The organism is Paenibacillus sp. USDA918EY, from assembly GCF_009870825.1.
GTDB classification, from domain to species: domain Bacteria; phylum Bacillota; class Bacilli; order Paenibacillales; family Paenibacillaceae; genus Paenibacillus_AQ; species Paenibacillus_AQ albilobatus.
The window spans coordinates 167,565-187,577 of record NZ_WTWY01000008.1; the positions used below are offsets into that span (position 1 = coordinate 167,565).

The 20,013-nt window shown below is 53.9% G+C and carries 19 protein-coding genes; 15 read left to right on the plus strand and 4 right to left on the minus strand.

Translation table 11 applies throughout. The annotated features are described in order from the left end of the window. Window positions 1–8 precede the first annotated feature (8 nt). The 4 genes from sufD to sufB are packed head-to-tail and all read left to right on the plus strand — an operon-like array spanning window position 9 to window position 4,368. The gene (sufD, locus tag GQY55_RS17855; RefSeq protein ID WP_160043226.1) at window positions 9–1,310 is read left to right on the plus strand and encodes a Fe-S cluster assembly protein SufD; all 1,302 of its coding nucleotides are present in this window, start codon (window positions 9–11) and stop codon (window positions 1,308–1,310) included. Then, a complete protein-coding gene (locus tag GQY55_RS17860; RefSeq protein WP_160043227.1) occupies window positions 1,307–2,518 on the plus strand; it encodes a cysteine desulfurase in 1,212 nt (403 codons plus the stop codon). The genes sufD and GQY55_RS17860 overlap by 4 nt, the downstream gene beginning before the upstream one ends. Next, complete coding sequence (sufU, locus tag GQY55_RS17865) at window positions 2,518–2,949, plus strand: Fe-S cluster assembly sulfur transfer protein SufU (RefSeq protein ID WP_160043228.1); 432 nt, start codon at window positions 2,518–2,520, stop codon at window positions 2,947–2,949. Before GQY55_RS17860 ends, sufU begins: the two co-directional genes overlap by 1 nt. Window positions 2,950–2,970: 21 nt before the next feature. Next, window positions 2,971–4,368 (plus strand): Fe-S cluster assembly protein SufB, encoded by a 1,398-nt coding sequence (sufB, locus tag GQY55_RS17870; protein WP_160043229.1) that lies wholly within the window; start codon window positions 2,971–2,973, stop codon window positions 4,366–4,368. Window positions 4,369–4,553: 185 nt separating this feature from the next. Here the strand turns inward: sufB and GQY55_RS17875 are convergent, their stop codons facing one another. Further along, on the minus strand, window positions 4,554–5,603 hold the full coding sequence (locus GQY55_RS17875; RefSeq protein WP_160043230.1) for an HD-GYP domain-containing protein: 1,050 nt from the start codon (window positions 5,601–5,603) through the stop codon (window positions 4,554–4,556). A gap of 91 nt (window positions 5,604–5,694) precedes the next feature. After that, window positions 5,695–6,417 (minus strand): molybdenum cofactor biosynthesis protein, encoded by a 723-nt coding sequence (locus GQY55_RS17880; protein WP_160043231.1) that lies wholly within the window; start codon window positions 6,415–6,417, stop codon window positions 5,695–5,697. A gap of 135 nt (window positions 6,418–6,552) precedes the next feature. Here GQY55_RS17880 and GQY55_RS17885 point away from each other — a divergent pair, with 135 nt between their 5' ends. From GQY55_RS17885 to GQY55_RS17935, 11 genes are all read left to right on the plus strand, one after another. Then, entirely contained in the window at window positions 6,553–7,989 is a 1,437-nt protein-coding gene (locus tag GQY55_RS17885) for a bifunctional metallophosphatase/5'-nucleotidase (protein WP_160043232.1), read from the plus strand. Window positions 7,990–8,012: 23 nt separating this feature from the next. Next, window positions 8,013–8,840: an undecaprenyl-diphosphate phosphatase gene (locus GQY55_RS17890; protein WP_160043233.1), complete on the plus strand. Its 828-nt coding sequence runs from the start codon at window positions 8,013–8,015 to the stop codon at window positions 8,838–8,840. A gap of 134 nt (window positions 8,841–8,974) precedes the next feature. Further along, window positions 8,975–10,084, plus strand: a complete 1,110-nt coding sequence (locus GQY55_RS17895) for an HD-GYP domain-containing protein (protein WP_160043234.1) — start codon at window positions 8,975–8,977, stop codon at window positions 10,082–10,084. A gap of 12 nt (window positions 10,085–10,096) precedes the next feature. Then, the gene (locus GQY55_RS17900) at window positions 10,097–12,334 is read left to right on the plus strand and encodes an MMPL family transporter (RefSeq protein WP_160043235.1); all 2,238 of its coding nucleotides are present in this window, start codon (window positions 10,097–10,099) and stop codon (window positions 12,332–12,334) included. 112 nt (window positions 12,335–12,446) lie between these two features. After that, window positions 12,447–13,559, plus strand: coding sequence for a radical SAM/CxCxxxxC motif protein YfkAB (gene yfkAB, locus GQY55_RS17905; RefSeq protein WP_160043236.1), 1,113 nt, complete (start codon window positions 12,447–12,449; stop codon window positions 13,557–13,559). A gap of 17 nt (window positions 13,560–13,576) precedes the next feature. After that, window positions 13,577–14,932 (plus strand): hemolysin family protein, encoded by a 1,356-nt coding sequence (locus tag GQY55_RS17910; RefSeq protein WP_160043237.1) that lies wholly within the window; start codon window positions 13,577–13,579, stop codon window positions 14,930–14,932. Between the two features lie 11 nt (window positions 14,933–14,943). After that, window positions 14,944–15,975 (plus strand): sporulation integral membrane protein YtvI, encoded by a 1,032-nt coding sequence (gene ytvI / locus GQY55_RS17915; RefSeq protein WP_160043238.1) that lies wholly within the window; start codon window positions 14,944–14,946, stop codon window positions 15,973–15,975. Window positions 15,976–16,163: 188 nt separating this feature from the next. Next, window positions 16,164–16,388 (plus strand): spore coat associated protein CotJA, encoded by a 225-nt coding sequence (locus GQY55_RS17920; protein ID WP_160043322.1) that lies wholly within the window; start codon window positions 16,164–16,166, stop codon window positions 16,386–16,388. A gap of 125 nt (window positions 16,389–16,513) precedes the next feature. Continuing rightward, window positions 16,514–16,789 carry a spore coat protein CotJB gene (locus GQY55_RS17925; RefSeq protein ID WP_160043323.1) on the plus strand — a complete coding sequence of 92 codons (276 nt, stop codon included), beginning with the start codon at window positions 16,514–16,516 and terminating at the stop codon, window positions 16,787–16,789. A gap of 84 nt (window positions 16,790–16,873) precedes the next feature. Further along, on the plus strand, window positions 16,874–17,443 hold the full coding sequence (locus tag GQY55_RS17930; RefSeq protein WP_160043239.1) for a manganese catalase family protein: 570 nt from the start codon (window positions 16,874–16,876) through the stop codon (window positions 17,441–17,443). Between the two features lie 184 nt (window positions 17,444–17,627). Continuing rightward, complete coding sequence (locus GQY55_RS17935) at window positions 17,628–18,329, plus strand: HAD family hydrolase (protein ID WP_160043240.1); 702 nt, start codon at window positions 17,628–17,630, stop codon at window positions 18,327–18,329. A 54-nt stretch (window positions 18,330–18,383) separates the two neighbouring features. Here GQY55_RS17935 and GQY55_RS17940 read toward each other — a convergent pair whose 3' ends face one another. After that, window positions 18,384–19,496, minus strand: a complete 1,113-nt coding sequence (locus GQY55_RS17940) for a YheC/YheD family endospore coat-associated protein (RefSeq protein WP_160043324.1) — start codon at window positions 19,494–19,496, stop codon at window positions 18,384–18,386. After that, entirely contained in the window at window positions 19,478–19,996 is a 519-nt protein-coding gene (locus GQY55_RS17945) for a GNAT family N-acetyltransferase (RefSeq protein WP_160043241.1), read from the minus strand. The genes GQY55_RS17940 and GQY55_RS17945 overlap by 19 nt, the downstream gene beginning before the upstream one ends. Window positions 19,997–20,013 lie beyond the last annotated feature (17 nt).

Consider the following 20,013-nt stretch of genomic DNA (forward strand, 5'->3'; position numbering starts at 1 on the left):
AAACCGAAATGACGACACAAACCATTCTTCCGGTGAACGCGGACAGCCTCAGCCAATTGTCCAAACAAAGACAAGAACCGGCTTGGCTTACGGAAAATCGCCTGAAGGCCTTGGAGCTTGCCGCCAATCTGGAGCTGCCCAAGCTCGAGAAAATGAGAATCGAACGCTTGGACATTCAAAATTACGGAAGCTATAAAGAAAATGCCGGCATGACATCGCTGGCGGAGGTTCCGGCATCCATTCGGGAGCTGGTTCAGGATCAGGAGTCCGGAAGCCTGTTGATCCAGCGCAACTCCGGAGTCGTTTACACGAAACTTGCGCCGGAGCTTGCCGAAAAAGGCGTTGTTTTCACCGATTTGCAAACGGCGGCAAAAGAGCATGGGGAGCTTGTCAAAGCCCATCTGCATACTGCGGTAAAAGCGGACGAAAGCTCCGTGGCCGCGCTTCATGCCGCGATTTGGAACGGAGGCGTGTTCCTTTACGTTCCGAAAAACGTCGAAGTAACGGTACCGCTTCAGGCCGTATTGCTTACGGATGACGGCGAAGCGACGTTTGCGCCGCATGTGCTGATCATCGCCGACGTGAACAGTTCGGTCACCTACGTGGACAATTACGTTTCCGAAGGCAACCAAGCGGTTACGCACAACGGGGCCGTCGAAGTATTCGCCAAGCAAGGGGCGAAGGTCCGCTATGCAACCATTCACCAAATGGGAACGAACGTTACGGATCTGAGCTACCGCCGCGCAGTCATTGAAAACGATGCGTCGATGGAATGGATCGTCGGCGAAATGAACAGCGGCGACACGGTTAGCGATACGTATTCGGTGCTGAAAGGAAACGGTTCGACATCCGACTCGAAGGTCATCGCGGTCGGTTCCGGATCCCAGAAGCTGAACTATACGACACGCGCCAACCACTTCGGCAAATCCTCGGAGAGCCAGATGATTACCCGCGCCGTTATGCGCGAGGAAGCGTCGGCCATCATCAACGGGATTACGAAAATCGAAAAAGGCGCGACGAAATCGGACGGCCAGCAAACGGAAAAAGTGCTCATGCTGAGTCCGAAAGCCCGCGGCGACGCGAATCCGATCCTGTTGATCGACGAGGACGACGTTAAAGCGGGTCACGCGGCGTCGGTAGGCCAGGTCAATCAGGAACAAATCTACTACCTGATGTCCCGCGGCATCTCCCGCGAAATCGCCGAATCCCTTATCATTTACGGATTCCTGGCGCCTGTCGTATCCCAAGTTCCGATGGAAAGCCTGCAGAAGCAACTGCAAGCCGTCATCGAAAGGAAGTTGGGACAATGAATAACGCCATTCGCGAGCAGTTCCCGATTCTGAAGCAGGAGATTAACGGCCATCCATTGGTTTACCTGGACAGCGCGGCGACTTCCCAGAAGCCGCTGGCCGTCATTGAAGCGCTGCGGCATTATTACGAATACGATAATGCGAACGTGCACCGGGGTGTGCATACGCTCGGCAGCCGTGCTACCGATGCTTATGAAGGCGCACGCGAGAAAGTGGCTAAATTCATTCATGCCAAAAGCACGAAAGAAATCATTTTTACGCGCGGGACGACGACTTCCTTGAACATGGTTGCTTCGTCTTACGCCCGCTCCATCTTGGCCGAAGGCGATGAAATCGTCTTGACCCCGATGGAACACCACAGCAATCTCATTCCATGGCAGCAGGTGGCAAAAGCCACCGGCGCCGTGCTTAAATATGTTAAACTGCAGGAAGACGGTTCGGTGACTTTGCCGGAAGTTGAAAAAGTCGTATCGGACAAAACGAAAATCGTAACGATGGCTTACGTCTCCAACGTCATGGGCGTCATTAATCCGGTGAAGGAGATCGCCGCTCTGGCGCACCGTCACGGGGCTGTCATGGTCGTTGACGGAGCCCAGAGCACTCCGCATATGAAGGTGGACGTTCAGGACCTGGATTGCGATTTTTATGCATTTTCCGGCCATAAGATGTGCGGTCCGACCGGGATCGGCGTTTTGTACGGGAAACAAGCGCTGCTCGAAGCGATGGAGCCGGTGGAATTCGGCGGCGAAATGATCGACGATGTCGGTTTGTACGATTCATCCTGGAAGGAGCTCCCTTGGAAGTTCGAAGGAGGAACGCCGATTATTGCCGGAGCCGTCGGGCTTGGGGCAGCCATCGATTTTCTCGAAAGCATCGGGCTTGACGCCATTGCGGCGCATGAACATGATCTGGCCGCGTACGCGGTCGACCGCCTGTCCGAGATTGACGGCCTGAAGCTGTACGGTCCGCGTGAGCGGAAGGTCGGGTTGGTCACGTTTAATCTCGGCGAGGTGCATCCGCATGATGTGGCCACGGTTCTGGATGCCAGCGGCATCGCGATTCGTGCCGGACATCACTGCTGCCAGCCGCTGATGCGCTGGCTGGAAGCAAGTTCGACTGCACGCGCAAGTTTTTATCTGTATAATACGAAAGAAGATGTGGACCGTCTGATCAGCGCATTAATCCAGACAAAGGAGTATTTTGGCTAATGCAACTTGATGACTTGTACCGGCGCGTGATTATGGACCACTACAAAAATCCGCGGAACCGGGGAAAATTCGAAGACGGAACCGTAACGGTTGATTTGAATAACCCGACATGCGGCGACAAAATTTCGCTGCAGCTCAAGGTGGATGACGGAATCGTACAGGATGCGAGATATACGGGGGAAGGATGCTCGATCAGCATGTCTTCCGCCTCCATGATGACCGAAGCCGTCAAAGGCAAATCGGTGGAGGAAGCCAAGGAGATGGCATCCCGGTTCTCCGCGCTAATGCAAGGGGAAGACGTCCATTTCGACGACTACGAGGATATTGAAGCCCTGTCCGGAGTAAACAAGTTCCCGGCCCGCATCAAATGCGCCACCTTGGCGTGGAACGCGCTGCGGAAAGGGATCGACGAGAAACAGCATGATCATTAATTGATAGGGAGGTTCAAACCCATGGCTAAAAAAGCCCCTGAAATAGAAGAGTACAAATACGGGTTCCGCGACGAACACAAAGCGGTTTTCCAAACCGGCAAAGGGTTGACCCGCGAAATCGTCACCGAGATCTCCAAAATTAAAAACGAACCGGAATGGATGCTGGAATTCCGTCTGAAGTCGCTTGAACAGTTCGAAAAAATGCCGATGCCGAAATGGGGCGGCAACCTTGACGAGTTGGACTTCAACGATATCCAGTACTATGTAAGACCTTCCGAAAAACAAGGAAAGACGTGGGAAGAGGTTCCTGCGGAAATCAAGGAAACCTTCGACAAGCTGGGCATTCCGGAAGCGGAGCAAAAATTCCTCGCCGGCGTATCCGCCCAATACGAGTCCGAAGTCGTATACCACAACATGCAAAAGGATCTGGAAGATCAGGGCGTTATCTTCATGGATACCGACACGGCGCTGAAAGAGCATCCTGAAATTTTCAGGGAGCATTTTGCGAGCGTTGTTCCTCCATCCGACAACAAATTCGCCGCTTTGAACAGCGCGGTATGGTCCGGAGGAAGCTTCATCTACGTTCCGAAAGGCGTGAAATGCGAAATTCCGCTGCAGGCCTATTTCCGGATCAATTCCGAAAACATGGGACAATTCGAACGTACGCTGATCATCGCGGACGAAGGCAGCTTCGTGCATTACGTCGAAGGCTGTACCGCTCCGATCTACAGCACCAACTCGCTGCACAGCGCGGTCGTGGAAATCATCTGCAAAAAGGATGCGCGCGTGCGTTACACCACGATCCAAAACTGGGCGCCTAACATTTACAACCTCGTTACGAAACGTGCCGTTGCCGAAGAAAATGCAACCATGGAATGGGTTGACGGCAACATCGGCTCCAAGCTGACGATGAAATATCCTGCGGTTCTCCTGAAAGGACGCGGCGCGAAAGGCATGGTGCTGTCGATCGCGGTTGCGGGCAAAGGCCAGCATCAGGATGCCGGCGCGAAAATGATTCACCTCGCTCCGGATACGACCTCCACGATCGTGTCGAAATCGATCAGCAAGCACGGCGGTAAAGTTACCTATCGCGGTCTGGCTTCCTTCGGACGCAACGCCGACGGAGCGAAAGCTAACATCAAATGCGACACGCTGATTCTGGACAATGAGTCCACATCGGATACGATTCCGTACAACGAAATCAAAAACGACAACATCGTGCTTGAACACGAAGCGACGGTTTCGAAAGTATCCGAAGATCAGCTGTTCTACCTGATGAGCCGCGGCCTGACCGAAGCCGAAGCGACGCAAATGATCGTCATGGGCTTCATCGAGCCGTTCACGAAAGAGCTGCCGATGGAATATGCGGTTGAAATGAACCGTCTGATCAAATTCGAAATGGAAGGTTCGATCGGTTAATCCGTTCACCTTTACCCAAATACGTATCCGTTGTGCCGGACCTTCGCGGTTTGGCGCTTCGGGTACGTATTTTTTTATGAAAGTTCAGCTATTAGGGATGGGCCGTTCTTTTACTTAAGGCGTAAAAAAAGTGTCCGGACAAAGTTTGACCGGGACACGTTGAATAAAATAGCGATATATATATATTACAGGAAAATTTGGTCGATTCCGATGTCACGCCGGGAAGATAAATCCACGAAGCTGGTTTCGGTTTTCACCAGTGGGCGGAAGAAGTCGGCGGGGTTGGTCATGACGATCGTGCCTCTTTCTCCGGTAGAGAGAATGACGTTTTTGCCGATGAAATTTGGGAGCATGTGGCGGATGAAAGCCTGGGTGGCGTTGGCGCTCAGTTTTCCGAAACTCATGGTGTGCAGCTCGTGCATAACGGTCAGCAGCTCCTGTTTGGATTGGTATACCCGGTTCATGCTCATGGCGCTGAACACGTCGGCCACCGCCGTAATTCTCGAGAACGGATGAATCTCGTTTTTCTCGATGGCGTGGGGGTACCCGCTGCCGTCGTCGCGTTCATGATGCTGAAGCGCAACAAGCGCCGGAATGGTGTCCGGGGACGAATCGCGGATGATATCATGCCCGTAAACCGTATGCTTTTTCATGATTTCGAATTCTTCCGGAGTCAGTTTGCCGGGCTTGTTCAGCAGGCTTCCGGGAATTTGGCACTTGCCGATGTCGTGAAGATACCCTGCCCGACCGGCCTCGTAAGCTTCTTCCTTGGAAAATCCCAGCCAGGATGCAATATAATAAGATAAAATGCCGACCTGCATCGAATGGTGATATGTATAATCGTCGTTTTGATCAATGCAGAGCATGAGGGAGACGATGTCTTTATGCTCCTTCAATTGATCGACGAGGGGCTCCATGATATCATCAACCATGGTTTCATTAAACCTGCCGGTAGTTAACGCTTCCAAGTACATCGATTCGAATCCGTCCACGGCTTGCACGAGATAGGGCTTTGTTTTTTGCAAGAGCTCCATCTGCTGGGAGTGAATCAACGTGACCGCGGGCTGCTGGACGGCAGGCTCGATATCCACGTAGTCCACGCCGTGCTTCATCAGCTTGCGGATATCTTCTTCCGTCAGCGGCGTTCCGTTTTGCATCACGTGAAGTCCTGATTCGCTGAATGCGTCCGCCGCCAGCCGGTCGCCTGGTTTTAAGTCTGTGACATGCACTTTCAAGCAATCGTCACTCCATTTCTTCAAAATTCGACATCTGTTACCTGCTATCATATCAAGAAAAAAATGGATTGACAATGCCAATATGTTAGACCTAAAGGCTTGCGGTTGGGTCCCACGGCCCTTGTTGATGCCCCTTCCATTCGGAACCATCGTCCCAAATTTCCTTTTTCCAAATCGGGACCGACTGCTTCAATTTTTCGATGGCATACCGGCTCGCTTCATAGCAATCGGCACGGTGGCTTGTCGAAACGGCGATAATCACGCTGGCTTCCTGAACGTCGACTTTGCCGACCCGGTGCGAAATCGCGCATAAGGTTCCGGGCCAGCGGGTATCAATATCTTTGCCGATCGCTTCCAGTTGGGAAAGCGCCATGGGAATGTATGCGTCATATTCCAGATGGACCGTGCGCTGGCTCCCGGTCATCTCCCGCGTCGTGCCGACAAAGGAAAGGGTGGCCCCATGATTGGGATGAAGCACTTTGTTTGTTACTTCCTCAACCGACAGAGGCCGGTCCGTAATGCAAAATCGTCCGTCCTTGGAAGCGGCGTCAACGTGAGCCTGGCCGTCGCCGCCGGAAACCGGCGGGATGAGGGCAATTTCGGCCCCTTCCGTAATAAGGAAGTCTCCTGGCGCATATTCCTGATTTACGGCAACAAAAGAAACGGAGATCTGCGAGGCAGCCTCCGGAAACGAATGGGACAGCTCTATCTTCAGCTCGTCGGCGGTTATTTCGGACCGTTCAACCGTATAGTCCAGCACCCGGGTGTGCAGGCGTTCCGCCAGACCGGCAAATAATTGAATGCGAAGCTGCATATTTTTCACCTCAACCAATGATGTTCATGTCTATCCAATATACCATATCCGTCATGAAAATGTTATGCTTATCCCTTAGAAGATCCGCTTTAGTCAGCGATATTGCACCTGCGCGAGAAAGGAAGGACTTAGCTTATGAAGCGCAACAAGCCCAAAACGATCACGATTTTGCACACGAACGATATACATAGCCATTTTGACAAGGTCAGTCCTATTGCTGCTTATGTAGCCGGGCAGCGGGAAGAGGCGAACGGAAACCCGCTCTTGCTGGTGGATGTCGGAGACCATGTGGACCGCTCGGCGGTGGAAACGGAAGGAACGATGGGCGGAGTCAACGTTGATCTGCTGAATTTGACCGGCTACGATGCGATTACAATCGGGAATAACGAAGGATTGACGTTGACGCCGGAAGATTTGGCTAAGGTGTACGCCGATCTGCAGGCACAGGTGGTTTGCTGCAATATGCTGGAGGAAGCGACCGGCGAACCCCCGTCCTGGATGAAAACGCACGCGATCATCGACAAAGGAGGCGCCAAAATCGGCATCACGGGCGCGACGGCGCCGTTTTCGGCCTTTTACGATCTGTTTGGCCTTAAAGCGCTGGATCCCGAAACGGCGATCCGAAGAGAGGTGGAGCTGCTTCGCCCTCAGTCGGATATCGTTATTTTGTTGTCCCATCTCGGACTGGCGACGGATCAGCGGCTTGCGGAACGGATTCCGGGGATCGATGCGATTCTGGGCGGACATACCCACCACCTGCTCGAAAAACCGCTCCTGATCGGCCATACGGCCGTTTGCGCGGCAGGAAAGTTCGGGGACTATATCGGCAAAATCCGAATGGACCTGCAGCCGGACGGCGGTTACCGGATGACGGAAGGAGGTTGTGTTCCGGTCGATACGGACATGGTGGACGAAACCGTCAGCAAGGCGCTAAGCCTGCATCGCAAACATGCCGAAGAAACGCTAAGCGAGACGGTTGCAACGACCGACCGGCCGCTGCCGCTCGATCATACGTCGGAATCCCCGTTCGGGAATCTGTTGGCACAGGCCGTCCGCAGGTTTACCGGAACAGGCATTTCGATCGTCAACACGGGGCAACTGCTTGGTCCGCTGCCTGAAGGGGAAATTTCGGCCGGGCTGCTCCATACGTTGTGTCCGTCCCCGGTGAACGCTTGCGTCGTCACGCTGAAAGGCAAGGATATTCGGAACGCGCTGGAAGAAAGCTTGCTGCCCGATTTCTGGGGCCGGGAGATCCGGGGCTTCGGATTTCGCGGGGAGATTTTGGGAAATGTGGCGGTTGATGGTCTGGAAGTCTTGTACGATAAGGGCCGAATCCCTTATGATAGGATTGTCGAAATTACATACATGGGAGAAAGGCTGCAGGACGAGCAGGAATACGAGGTTGGAACGCTCGATATGTTCACGTTTGGCATTGGCTACGAATCGCTTGCGATGGGGCGGAATCAGCGGTTTTTGCTGCCCGAATTTCTGCGTGATTTGCTGCGCCTTGAGCTTCAGCGTCCGGGAAGCCTTGCCGAAAGCGAACGAAACCGATGGGCGGAAGCCAAGTAAAGATTTTCCTTGGGGAGGAAGCAATGGATACAATAACAGCGATCGTATTAGGGATTGTGGAAGGCATTACGGAATTCATTCCGGTATCTTCAACCGGGCATATGATTCTCACGTCGAAGCTGCTTGGCTACAACGATCAGGATCCGACCATGAAAACGTTCGAAGTGGTCATCCAGCTCGGAGCGATTCTTGCCATCGCGCTCGTTTACTGGCGGCGGATTCTCGATTTGCTCGGGATCAAAAAAATCGATTCGGGGCAAAATCGCATCGCGCCGCACAAAAAGCTGAACCTGCTGCACGTCATTATCGGCATCGCGCCCGCGCTGATCGTCGCCTTTTTTGCGAGGGACTTCATCAAAAGCTTGTTTAGCGCCAGCACCGTCATTTGGGCTTTGGTCGCAGGCGGCATTTTCATGATTTTTGCGGAATGGTTCAATAAATCGAAGGCGAAAATCACGGCGGAAACGATCGATGACCTTAGCTACAAGCAGGCGTTTTTAATCGGCATTTATCAAATTTTATCCGTGCTTTGGCCGGGCTTTTCCCGTTCCGGTTCGACGATTTCGGGCGGGATGCTGTCGGGCGCCAGCTACAAGGCTTCTGCGGATTTCTCGTTTCTGATCGCGATTCCGATCATGGTGGCCGCTTCGGGTTATGAAATGCTCGATTCGTACCAAAATTTGACGAAAGACACGCTTGGTTTGTTTGCGATCGGATTCATTCTCGCGTTTGTCGTTGCGTATGTCGTCGTGCTTGCATTCATGAAGCTGATCCAAAAAATCCGCTTGACCCATTTCGCGATATACCGGTTTATTTTAGCGATCGTGTTTTGGCTTTTCATTATGCGCTGATTCGTAAGTTTGAGACATGCAAAGGATGGGCTTTCCTGTAAAACGGTATCAGTGGAAATCATGGTTTGGAGAATTTTACGGATAACGGCTTTACGCCCACAGCATCCGTGATTTAAGGCAGGAGAGGATATGCTTTGCGTTTAGTACCCGTTGGTAGGCTTCAGGAAGGTATGAGGATCGGCAAAAAAATATTCAACGACGAAGGCGTCGTGCTTTTGGCCGACGGCGTCGAGCTGACGCCGCCGCTGATTCGGCGGCTCGTGGAGCTGGATATCGGTTACGTACACATCGAAGACGAACTGACGGAAGGAATCCGCATCCCGGAAATGCTCCATGAGGAAACCCGCCGTCAAGCGCTGCAAAATATCCGTAAAAATTTCCAGCGTTTGTCCGAAACCTCGAAAATTGCGAAGGGCTATTTTCATCTCGGCAAAGATTTTACCAAGGTGCTCGAAGCGATTTTGAACGATGTCAGCAGGCAGGAGCAGCCCATGATTATGCTCATGGACATGAATACGGCCGACCATTATTTGTATAAGCATTCCTTGAACGTATGCGTGTACACGCTTGTGTTGGGCATTGCGTTCGGCTATACGGAGCAGCAGATGACGGCGCTTGGCCTCGGGGCGCTTCTCCATGACATCGGCAAAACGCAAATTCCGCAGCGGGTGTTGGCCAAACCCCAAAAGCTGACGGAGGAAGAGTACAAAGTGATGCAGGCCCATACGGAGATCGGATACAAAATTTTGAAAGACGAGCCCAACATCCCGCTGCTAGCCGCCCATTGCGCATTCCAGCATCATGAGCGGCTGAACGGCAGCGGGTATCCGCGGGGGGTTCAGGGGAAGGATATACACGAATACGCACAGTGGGTGGCGCTGGCCGATTCCTATGACGCCATGACTTCGCATCGTGTGTACAGACCCGCTATGCTGCCTCATCAGGCCGTAGAGGTTCTGTATACAGGATCGGGAACATTATACGATCAACAAAAGTTGGAGTTGTTCCGGGATAAGGTGGCGATTTATCCGCCCGGATTAACGGTGAAATTAAGCACGGGCGAAACGGGCGTCGTATCCGCCATCCATCCGAGCACGCCGCATCGGCCGATCGTTCGCGTTGTCGGCGACGCGGAGGGGCGGAGCTTGAAGGTCCCCTACGAATTAGACCTTTCGCGGTCGCTTTCCGTCATCATTACGGAAGTGGACAGCGCCGCCGAACCCGCGATTTCTTTTGAGCATTAAGGAGGAAGATCCATGAGGAAGCGACAGAGTATAGCGCCAAGCGGGCAGTGGGGGAGCATCATTTTCCGCTACCGTTGGGCGGTCGCCATCGCGTGGGTCTTTTTTATCGTTGTTCTCGGCATGTTTGCGTTCAGAACGCCGTCTCTTTTGCAGGACAGCGGTTTTACGCCGACCGGCAGCCAATCGGAGCGGGGGATTGCTTTTCTCGAAGAAAAGCTTGGCATGTCCGCCGCTTCGATCGACATCGTGCTGCAGAGCAGGGAGGGCAAAAACCTGACCGTTTCAGGAGAGCAGGCCCGCATATGGGAGGAGCTGGCCCCCCTGCGGCAGCAGCCGTACGTGCAGGATATGTACGCAAGCATGGTGACCCGGAACGCGGGTGAAGATAGCATCATTTCTTATACGGTGCTGCTGAATGAAACGGCAAGCGAAGCGCTGCGGCATTTTGACGAGATCAAAGCCGCGGTGCCGCGGATCAGCGGCACCGATACATACATTAGCGGCAATTTGGCCGTTTATCACGACATGAGCACCGCCGTAAGGCATGACATCGTCCGCGCCGAATCGTTTGGCATTCCTGCCGCGCTGCTTATTTTGCTGCTTCTGTTCGGCACGCTTCCCGCCGCGCTGCTGCCCGTCGTGATCGGCATCGGGAGCGTAGCGGTGACGATGGGGGGCTTATATTTCGCGGCGGCGCAGGGGGCTGCCCTGAGCAATTTTTTGCCCAATATGGTGACGATGCTCGGTTTAGCGGTGGGAATCGATTACGCGCTGTTTATGGTGAGCCGTTTTCGCGAGGAGCTGGCTGAAAGGCCTGTGGAGGAGGCGCTTGCGGCGGCGTGCCGGACGGCGGGGAGATCGGTGCTTTATTCGGGGGCGGCCGTGATGGCGGGCCTCCTCGCGCTTTGCCTGGTCGATCTACCCGTTTTTCGGTCGCTGGCGCTCGGCGGGATGTTGGTCGTGCTGGTATCCGTGATTGCGGCAAGCACGCTTCTTCCTGCGCTGCTGGCCATTTTAGGGCGCCGGATATTCGCTCTTCCCGTCCGCATCCGGCGGAAAGCCGACGACGGCAGCCGGACCGGCAGCCAGGCATGGGTTCGCATTTCCGAATGGATCATGGCCCGCCCCGGGCTGATCGCGATCGGCGTTACGGCCGCCCTGCTTGCGGCGATGCTGCCTGCAATACACATGAAGCTGGGCATCCCGTCCGCCGAAGTGCTGCCGCCGACTTACGGTTCCAGATACGGCGCCGAACTGATGAAAAAGGCCTACGACATGAAAGAAGCGAACAGCATCATGATTGCGGCGGAGCTAAACGAGCCTTACGAAGATTCACGGTCCGTCCGTCTGGTGAAATCATATATGTCCATGCTTGAAGATCTACCGGGCGTACGCCGCGTCGAAAGTTACGCAGGTTACATCAAGGATGAGGCGGATGGCGTCAGCCCCGAGCTGAGATCCGAAATCGCAAAACGTCATGCCGCTAAAGGGAACGCGGCCGTTATCGCGGTCGTGCCGGAAAACGGCGAAAATGCCCCTGCTACCGTCAAGCTGGTGCGCGAAATCCGGATGAACCCGCCGGAAGGCATGAACATTTACGTGACGGGTTCGCCGGCCTACAAGCTGGATATCATGGACAGAATTCAAAACGGGATTCCATACGTCCTTGCCATTGTTCTGCTGCTCACTTATATCATCTTGTTTGCGGCCTTCCGCTCGGTACTGCTCCCTCTGAAAGCGGTCGCGATGAATTTGCTCAGCCTCGGCGCCAGCTTCGGCCTGGTCACGCTCGTATTTCAGCTGGGATACGGCGCCGGGTTGCTGCATGTGACTTATACGGGCAGCGTGTTCGCCGTGCTGCCGATCCTTATCTTTTGCGTAGTGTTCGGCATTTCCATGGACTACGAAGTGATGATGTTGTCACGGATTGTCGAGGCCTACAAAAAGGAAAGGAATAATGAGCGGAGCACCGCCATAGGATTGCAGAGAACCGGGGGGATGATTACCGGGGCGGCGCTTATTTTGGCGGTCGTGGCCGGCGCGTTCATGTTTACCGATAACGAACTGATGAAAGCGCTCGGCTTGGGCCTGACCGCCTCCGTGCTCATTGACGTCACGGTGGTCCGCATCCTGCTTGTACCTTCTTTGATGAAGCTGTTGGGCAGAGCCAACTGGTGGCTGCCGGGGTGGTTGTCTTTTTTGGCCAGAAAGGACGGTCCGGATGTCCGTAGCGAAGGCTCGCAGCCGTAAGATTCAAGCCGGCGGGGAGAGATTTTTGCCGCTTCATGGTATGATATAAGGGACTAAGGTTTCAGGATTTTGCAAAATCCTCGGTTAATCAAGAAATAAGGTGAGGAAAAAAATGAATACAATACAACTGTCGCCAAGCTACGATCCGTGGGATCCGATCCGCTCTCTGCGGGCATACGGTCGTCACGTTCTGACAAGCGTGGAGATGACAGTCACGCATTTATGCAACATGCGCTGCGAACATTGCGCCGTAGGGGATATGCTCGTGATGAAGGAGGCGGAATTTTTGCCGCTCGACCTGATGCTGAAACGGCTGGACGAGGTCGAACATCTGGAGACGATCAGCCTGACCGGAGGAGAGCCGTCCTTCCGCGAAAAAACGGTGAACGAAGTCATCGTCCCGCTGCTTCGCTACGCCAAGGAACGCGGCGTCCGGACGCAAATCAACTCGAATTTGACGCTGGATATCGGCCGCTACGAAAAAATGCTCCCATATCTGGACGTCATGCATATTTCGTTTAATTATTTGAACGGCGACGATTTTCATGAGGTCGGTTTTGCGAACAGCAGCCATCCCGTTCCGAAGGAAACGGCCTACCGCATGTACGATAAAATGATCGAAAACGCCGTAAAATTAAGCGAAGCGGGGATGTTTATTTCCGCCGAATCGATGATTAATTATCGGACGCATACAAAGCTGGCTGGAATTCACAAACTAATCGAGGAAATGGGCTGCAAGCGCCATGAAGTCCATCCGATGTATGCATCCAACTTTGCCACCTCGCTGCCGGTGTTATCGCTGGCGGAAACGCGGGATGCGATTCATTCCCTGCTCGATGCGCGAAATCCGGACATCTGGATGCTGTTCGGAACGCTTCCGTTTTTTGCGTGCAGCGACAATTCCGAGGAGCTTGCGCTGATCCGCCGTCTGGCAGCCGAACCGAACGTGACGGTCCGCAATGACCCGGACGGACGGAACCGCGTGAACGTCAACCTGTTTTCCGGCGACGTCTACGTCACCGACTTTTCGGACGTTCCGCCATTCGGCAACATCAGGGACAGCAAGCTTGACGATGTTTTTGCCAAATGGCAAAACGATCACCCGCTGAACAAAACCGTAAACTGCCACTGCGATGCGGCAGGCTGCTGCGGACCGAACCTGCTGGTGAAGGATATGTATTACAAGGGCACCGATTTTAGCATAAGGCAAGCTAACATCATCTAAGAAATGAGGCGTTGGATTTGGACGGGGAGTTTGAAATAGGCAAGCTATTATTCAACCTTTTCCTAGTTTTGCTGCTTGTATTCTTTAACGGGGTGTTTGTCGCCGCGGAGTTTTCGCTGGTCAAAATGCGCCAGTCCCGGCTTACGCAGCTGGTAAGCGAAGGCAACCGCATGGCGAATTATGCTTTGAAAGTAAACAATAAGCTGGATGCCTATTTGTCGGCTACGCAGTTCGGCATTACGCTGGCATCGCTGGGACTCGGCTGGATCGGCGAACCCGCCGTCTCGCACCTCTTGGTGCAGCCGCTCATGTACAAGATCGGAATCACGGACAAAACGGTCATTTCTTCCGTGTCGGTGATCCTCGGATTCTGCGTCATAACCTTTTTACATATCGTACTCGGGGAGCTTGCTCCAAAATCCCTGGCGATTCAAAAAACGGAAGGGGCGGCGCTGCTGCTGTCCGGTCCGCTGATGTTGTTTTATAAAATCTTTTTTCCGTTTATCTGGCTGCTGAACGCTTCGGCAAACGTCATTTTGCGTTTGTTCGGGGTACAGCCGGCAACGGAATCGGAAGCCGCGCATTCCGAGGAGGAAATCCGCATATTAATGAATCAGAGCGCCAAAAGCGGAGTGATCGACAAAGACGAGATGAAGCTGATGGACAACATCTTCGAATTTTCCGATCTGCTGGCGCGCGAAATCATGCTGCCCCGGACGGACATGGATTGCTTGTACACGAACAACACGCTGGAAGAAAACCTCCGCATCATCAGCGAAACCAAGCATTCGCGTTATCCGGTCGCCGTGGAGGACAAGGACCAGATCATCGGCTTCGTCCATATCACCGATTTTTTGCTGGCCGACGAAGAACATCAAAAAGAGCTGGCGAAGCTGGTGCGGCCGATTCTGAACGTCCCCGAATCGATGGAAATCAGCCATGTGCTCCGGCTCATGCAGAAAAAGCATGCCCAGCTGACGCTGGTCGTGGACGAGTATGGCGGTACGGCCGGGATGCTCACGGCGGAAGAGATTTTGGAGGAAATCGTGGGCGAGCTGTACGACGAATTCGAGGACGAACGGCCCGACGTGGAAATCCAGGAGGATTTCATTTCGGTGGACGGGCGTATGCTGATTGAAGACGTCAACGATCTGACCGGCGTCATTATTGAGGATGACGAAGTCGATTCCATCGGGGGCTGGCTGTTCAAAGAGCTGGAAGGAAATCCGGTGAAGGGCAAGAAAGTTCAGGTAGCCAACTACGTGTTCGAGGTTGAGGAATCGACGAAACTCCGGATTACGCGGGTCAACATCCACCGCGTTACCGCAGCCGAACCAAGTGCAGAGGGAACGGAGGCGGAGAACGGGGATTAAGGGGGGAGCTTGTGTCAGGGAAACAGCTGCTTCTCATCGGAATCGGACTGGCCCTGCTGTATGTCATGTTTACGGCGGGGGCGCCTTTTCTGTTGGCTGCACTGGTCGCCATTTCGCTGGAGCCCGTTCATGTCATGATGATGGGCAAACTGAAATGGAACCGGGTGGCGGCCGCTTCCCTCACATGTACCTTGTTTTTGCTTCTTGTACTGCTCCTGGTGTACATGCTGGGGCTGCAGGTATTGGGCCAATTGGTGGCTTATTGGGAGAATGCGCCGTCTTATTTCGCGGCGGCAAACGATTTTGCGCAGCAAACGATGACGCAGGCGCGCGGGTGGCTTGACAGGATTCAGCCCGATTTGGCCGAAAGCTTAAGGACGCTGCTTTCCAGCGTCACGAAATATGCGGAATCCTTTGCCAACACGCTGTCGTCGTCCTTTCTCCATTTTGCCAAAGGAATTCCGGGCACGTTCGTATTTTTTGTCGTTTTTTTTGTCGCCGTGTATTTGTTCAGTTTTGGTTTGCCGGCGATCCGCTCCGGGATCCTTTCCTTGTTCGAGGATGAGATGCAGGGGCAGATTCAGCAGGTGCTTCACAGTCTGAAACGCTCGATTTTCGGTTTTTTGCAGGCCCAGATGATTCTGAGCGCCTTTACGTACGTTGTCACGCTGACGGGCCTCCTTATTCTCGAGATCCATTATCCGCTTGCGATCGCGCTGCTGGTGATGTTCGTGGATATTTTGCCGATTCTTGGCGTAGGCTCCGTCCTTATTCCCTGGGCCGTTTATTTGTTTATCGTCGGCGATAACTACACGGGTTTCGGGCTATCCCTGCTGTTTATCGTCATCACGGTGGCGAGGCGGGTTCTGGAACCGAAGGTCATCGGCGATTCCGTCGGCATCGGCGCATTGTCGGCGCTGATCAGCATGTATATCGGCTTCAAGCTTGTCGGCGTGATCGGCGTTTTTATCGGGCCGCTCGTGGTCATCATTTATTCGGCGGTGCGAAAAGCGGGTTTATTCCAGATTAAAATCAAATTTTAAGCGGACCCTAAAAAGGACTCCCTCGGACAAGTTTCGGCTTGTTTCGGGGGAGTTTTTTGGTTGTTTTCGTTAATTTTTGTTCAGTTTCCGCGAATGCCTCATATGTATGTTACGAAGAGCCGATGAGGGGTCCGACGATTCGTCGGCTTGAACATGAACAGAAGGAGGCTCCGATCGTGAATGTTCAAATGAACAACCAGATGCGAGTCTACAAGCCCTTTATCAGTCCGTTTGATCCGTGCCCGCCTTTGCCTTACAGGACCTACGTCGTCCCGCCGAACCAATATATCGTCTTCCAGCCGAGGGACTGGCCGCAATACAATTTGGAAGAAGCCTTGACGAGGGGAACGTTGTGGCCTAATCTTTTCAGTCCCTACACACCGAACCGAAACGTGCAGGAAGGAGGAGCCTGATGTCTGAACAAGGAAATCCGCGGAACGGGGGTCCGGCGAATCAGCCCGGACATGTCGGTGCCGCCCATATCCATTCCGAAAACGCCGCCCCCGTGCATATGCATGAAAACGTCGGCCCGGCAGGCATGAAGCCGGAAACGAAGGGAGCGATCGATCGGCAGTATTACGAGCTATTGGAACAGCTGCAGGTGATCGATTTCGCGCTTGTCGAACTAAATCTGTATTTGGACACCCATCCGGACGATTTGAAACGGATCGAGCAGTACAACCGATTGGCTCAGGAACGGATCCCCCTGGTCAGAAAATTTCAGGAGCTGTACGGCCCGCTGATGAATTTTGGCCACGCCTATTCCAAATTTCCGTTCGAATGGCCGGAGACGCCGTGGCCTTGGCAGGTGTAACAGGCGGTTTCGAATCAGAACGCAGGAAAGCGCCGGCGCAAAAGCCCTAATTGAGGGAATATTTAAAGGAGGCGGTCCAGACCCATGTGGGTATACGAGAAAAAGCTTCAGTATCCGGTTCGGGTGAGCAAATGCGATCCGAAAATGGCCAAATATTTGATGGAGCAGTACGGAGGCGCTGACGGCGAATTGGCGGCGGCCTTGCGTTATTTGAACCAGCGTTACACGATTCCCGATAAAGTCATCGGTTTGTTGAACGACATCGGCACGGAGGAATTCGCGCATTTGGAAATGATTGCCACCATGGTGTATAAACTGACGAAAGACGCTTCCGTCGAGGAGCTGAAGGCTGCGGGGCTTGGCGCGCATTACGCGGCGCATGACAAGGCGCTTTTCTACGAAAACGCGGCAGGCGTGCCCTGGACGGCGGCCTATATCCAGGCCAAAGGCGACCCGCTTGCGGATTTGTACGAGGACATTGCGGCAGAAGAGAAGGCGCGGGCTACATACCAGTGGCTGATCGATATGACGGATGACGTCGATTTGCAGGACAGCCTGAAATTTCTGCGCGAGCGGGAAATCGTGCACTCGCTGCGCTTCCGGGAAGCCGTCGAGATCATTAAAGATGACCGGGCTCAGAAGAAGGTGTTTTAAGGATCATATGAATAGCTGAGGCGTTCCTGTTCGGGGGCGCCTGTTTGCGTTCCAGTCGTAGCCTGAAGGGGGAGGATGATGCATATTGCGACCTCTTCCGGTTTACATCCCGGATGGGTTCACTTATCATAGGCTATAAGCAAGCAAAAGACATCGAAGAGACAGAAGGGAAGATGTTAAACCAATGATCGAAAGCAAACGGACCCGTCCCGAGGCGATGATCTTCGACATGGACGGTACGCTGTTTCAAACGGAATCGGTGCTGCTGCCGGCATATCATAAGCTGTTCGACACGCTGCGCAGCGAAGGGTTGTATACGGCGCCAACGCCGCCGCAGGAACGCCTGCTCGGAAGCCTGGGCATGCTGCTGGAAGATATTTGGAAAGTCGTCATGCCGGACGGCAGCGAGCAGGCCCATGCCCGCGCCAACGAGCTGCTGCTGCAGCTGGAGCTGGAAGGGCTGGCGGGCGGAGAAACGTCGTTGTACCCGGAAGTGAAGGAAACGCTCGAGGCGCTGCATGCGCGGGGCGTCAAGCTGTATGTCGCCAGCAACGGCCTGGAGCATTACATTAGCGGCATCGTGGAGACGCACGGGTTGGCCGGATTGTTCGACGGATTGTACAGTGCAGGCAAACACGGCACGCGCTCCAAAGTCGATTTGGTAAGGCTGCTGCTGGAGGAAAACGGCGTCAAATCCGCATGGATGGTCGGCGACCGGTCTTCCGACGTGGAAGCGGGGAAGAAAAACGGTTTATGTGTCATCGGCTGCGCCTATGCCGGCTTTGGCAAAGACGATGAGCTGAAAGGGTCGGATGAGCTCATCTCATCGTTCGCCGAGCTTATGCGGCTGTACGAGCAAGCGGATGCGGCGTTGCCGGGTACATAAACGAGAAAATAAAAAAACGGACAGGCCACAGGATGACTGCGGTCCGTCCGTTTTTTATTCGCTCGCAGGGCTATGCTTTCTTTCATACAGCCCGAGGGCGTATTCCAGAGGTTTCACGATCGCCTTGCGGTACAACTCGGCGTTCCCGATCTGCGAAAATACTTCCCTGGCGGGCTTCGGATTGACTTCAAGCAGGTAGATCTCGCCTTTTTTGTTAATGGCCAGGTCGAGCGCAAGCTCGCATAAGTCACCGTATTGATTCTCCAGGAATAAGGCGACCTCGACGCCGAGCCGCTCTGCCCTCCGCTGCACCTTGTTTCGCTTCTCCTCATCGTCGATCCACTGCTCCATCATCCTGTAGAAAGAGACGGCGTGCCCGCCGCCATGCAAATTCGACGTCACGCTGCGCCGCGCCCCGACTCTTCCGGCGATGCCGGTAAGCTCCCAAATGCCCTCCCTGTTTTTCTGGACCAGCATGCGGTAATCGTGAACGCGGCCATCAGGCAGATCTACCGCAATGCCCTCCTGCACCAGATACCGGTTTTTCATGCTCCAGCCGCTGAGCACCGACCCCAGGCGGGAGACATGAATCTTTTGCGGAGTGATGATTTTCCGCTGGTGGTTGCGGCCTTGAATATAGTAATAGGAGTCCCCTTTTAACCGTTCGACCCGCAAAATGCCGCGCCCCCCGGTCCCGTTGATCGGTTTCAAATAGACGACGGGCGTCTTTTTCAGCATGTGGTGAACGTCGGCAAAGCCATTAAACAATCGTGTCTCCGGGAGGTATTTATTGAATTCCGGCCGCCGCGAAAGGACCTCGTAAATCGTCCATTTGTTGCGGAGCGGGCGGTTCAGAAATTGCAGGTGGTTGTATCGTTGGCGGAATTTAAGCAGCTGCGTGAAACGGGCGCTTTTCTGGATTCTGCAGCGGTCGTAGATCATATCCGGAAACGGGCGCCATCTGCGCCCCCAAACCCCTTTTTTCACATCATATTCCATGGCGTAAATCTTTTTCTTCGAGTCGTTGACATCCATCGGTGTAAAAACAAATACGTCCAGGCCGATTTTTTGGCCTTCGACGATCATTTTTTGATAGACGGGCTTCTCTTCGAGGGCTTTGTGGTCATTTAAATATAGCGTTAAAATGCCTAAGACGGGAACCGGCAACATCTTTCACCTTCTTTGGATGGGACCGCCTTGAGGCGGACTGTATTTGGCACTTTTCCTTCGAAATGGAGAAGCGTTCTGCCTGCCGGCGCTTGGCTCAGGGAAAAAGCCGTTAACCCGGCTTTAAAGCAAAGTCCTATGAAGGGGATCCGGTTCAGCCCTGCCCGGCACTCCAATTGGCCAAGCCGCTCCAGCTGCGCCTTCAGAAGGGCCGAGCCGATCCCTTTGCGGCGGTATAACGGATGGACCGCAATAAGGAAGGCTTTCTTGCCGTATCCGGCCACAAAGCTCACCCCGGCCAAAACCGGCCCGCCTTCCCCGCGTACCGTTGCCAGCAGCAGGGAAGTGCCGGGTTCACGCAATTCCGGCTCGGTTACCCTCGCGAAAAGCAAGTAATCTTCGCGCATCAAACATTTCCCGCCGTGCTCGAACAAAAACCGCAGCACGCGTGCGTGCTGGCGGTTCCAATCGCCGCGCGGGGAGAAGGATGTAATTTGCATCTGCTCACTTCCTTTAT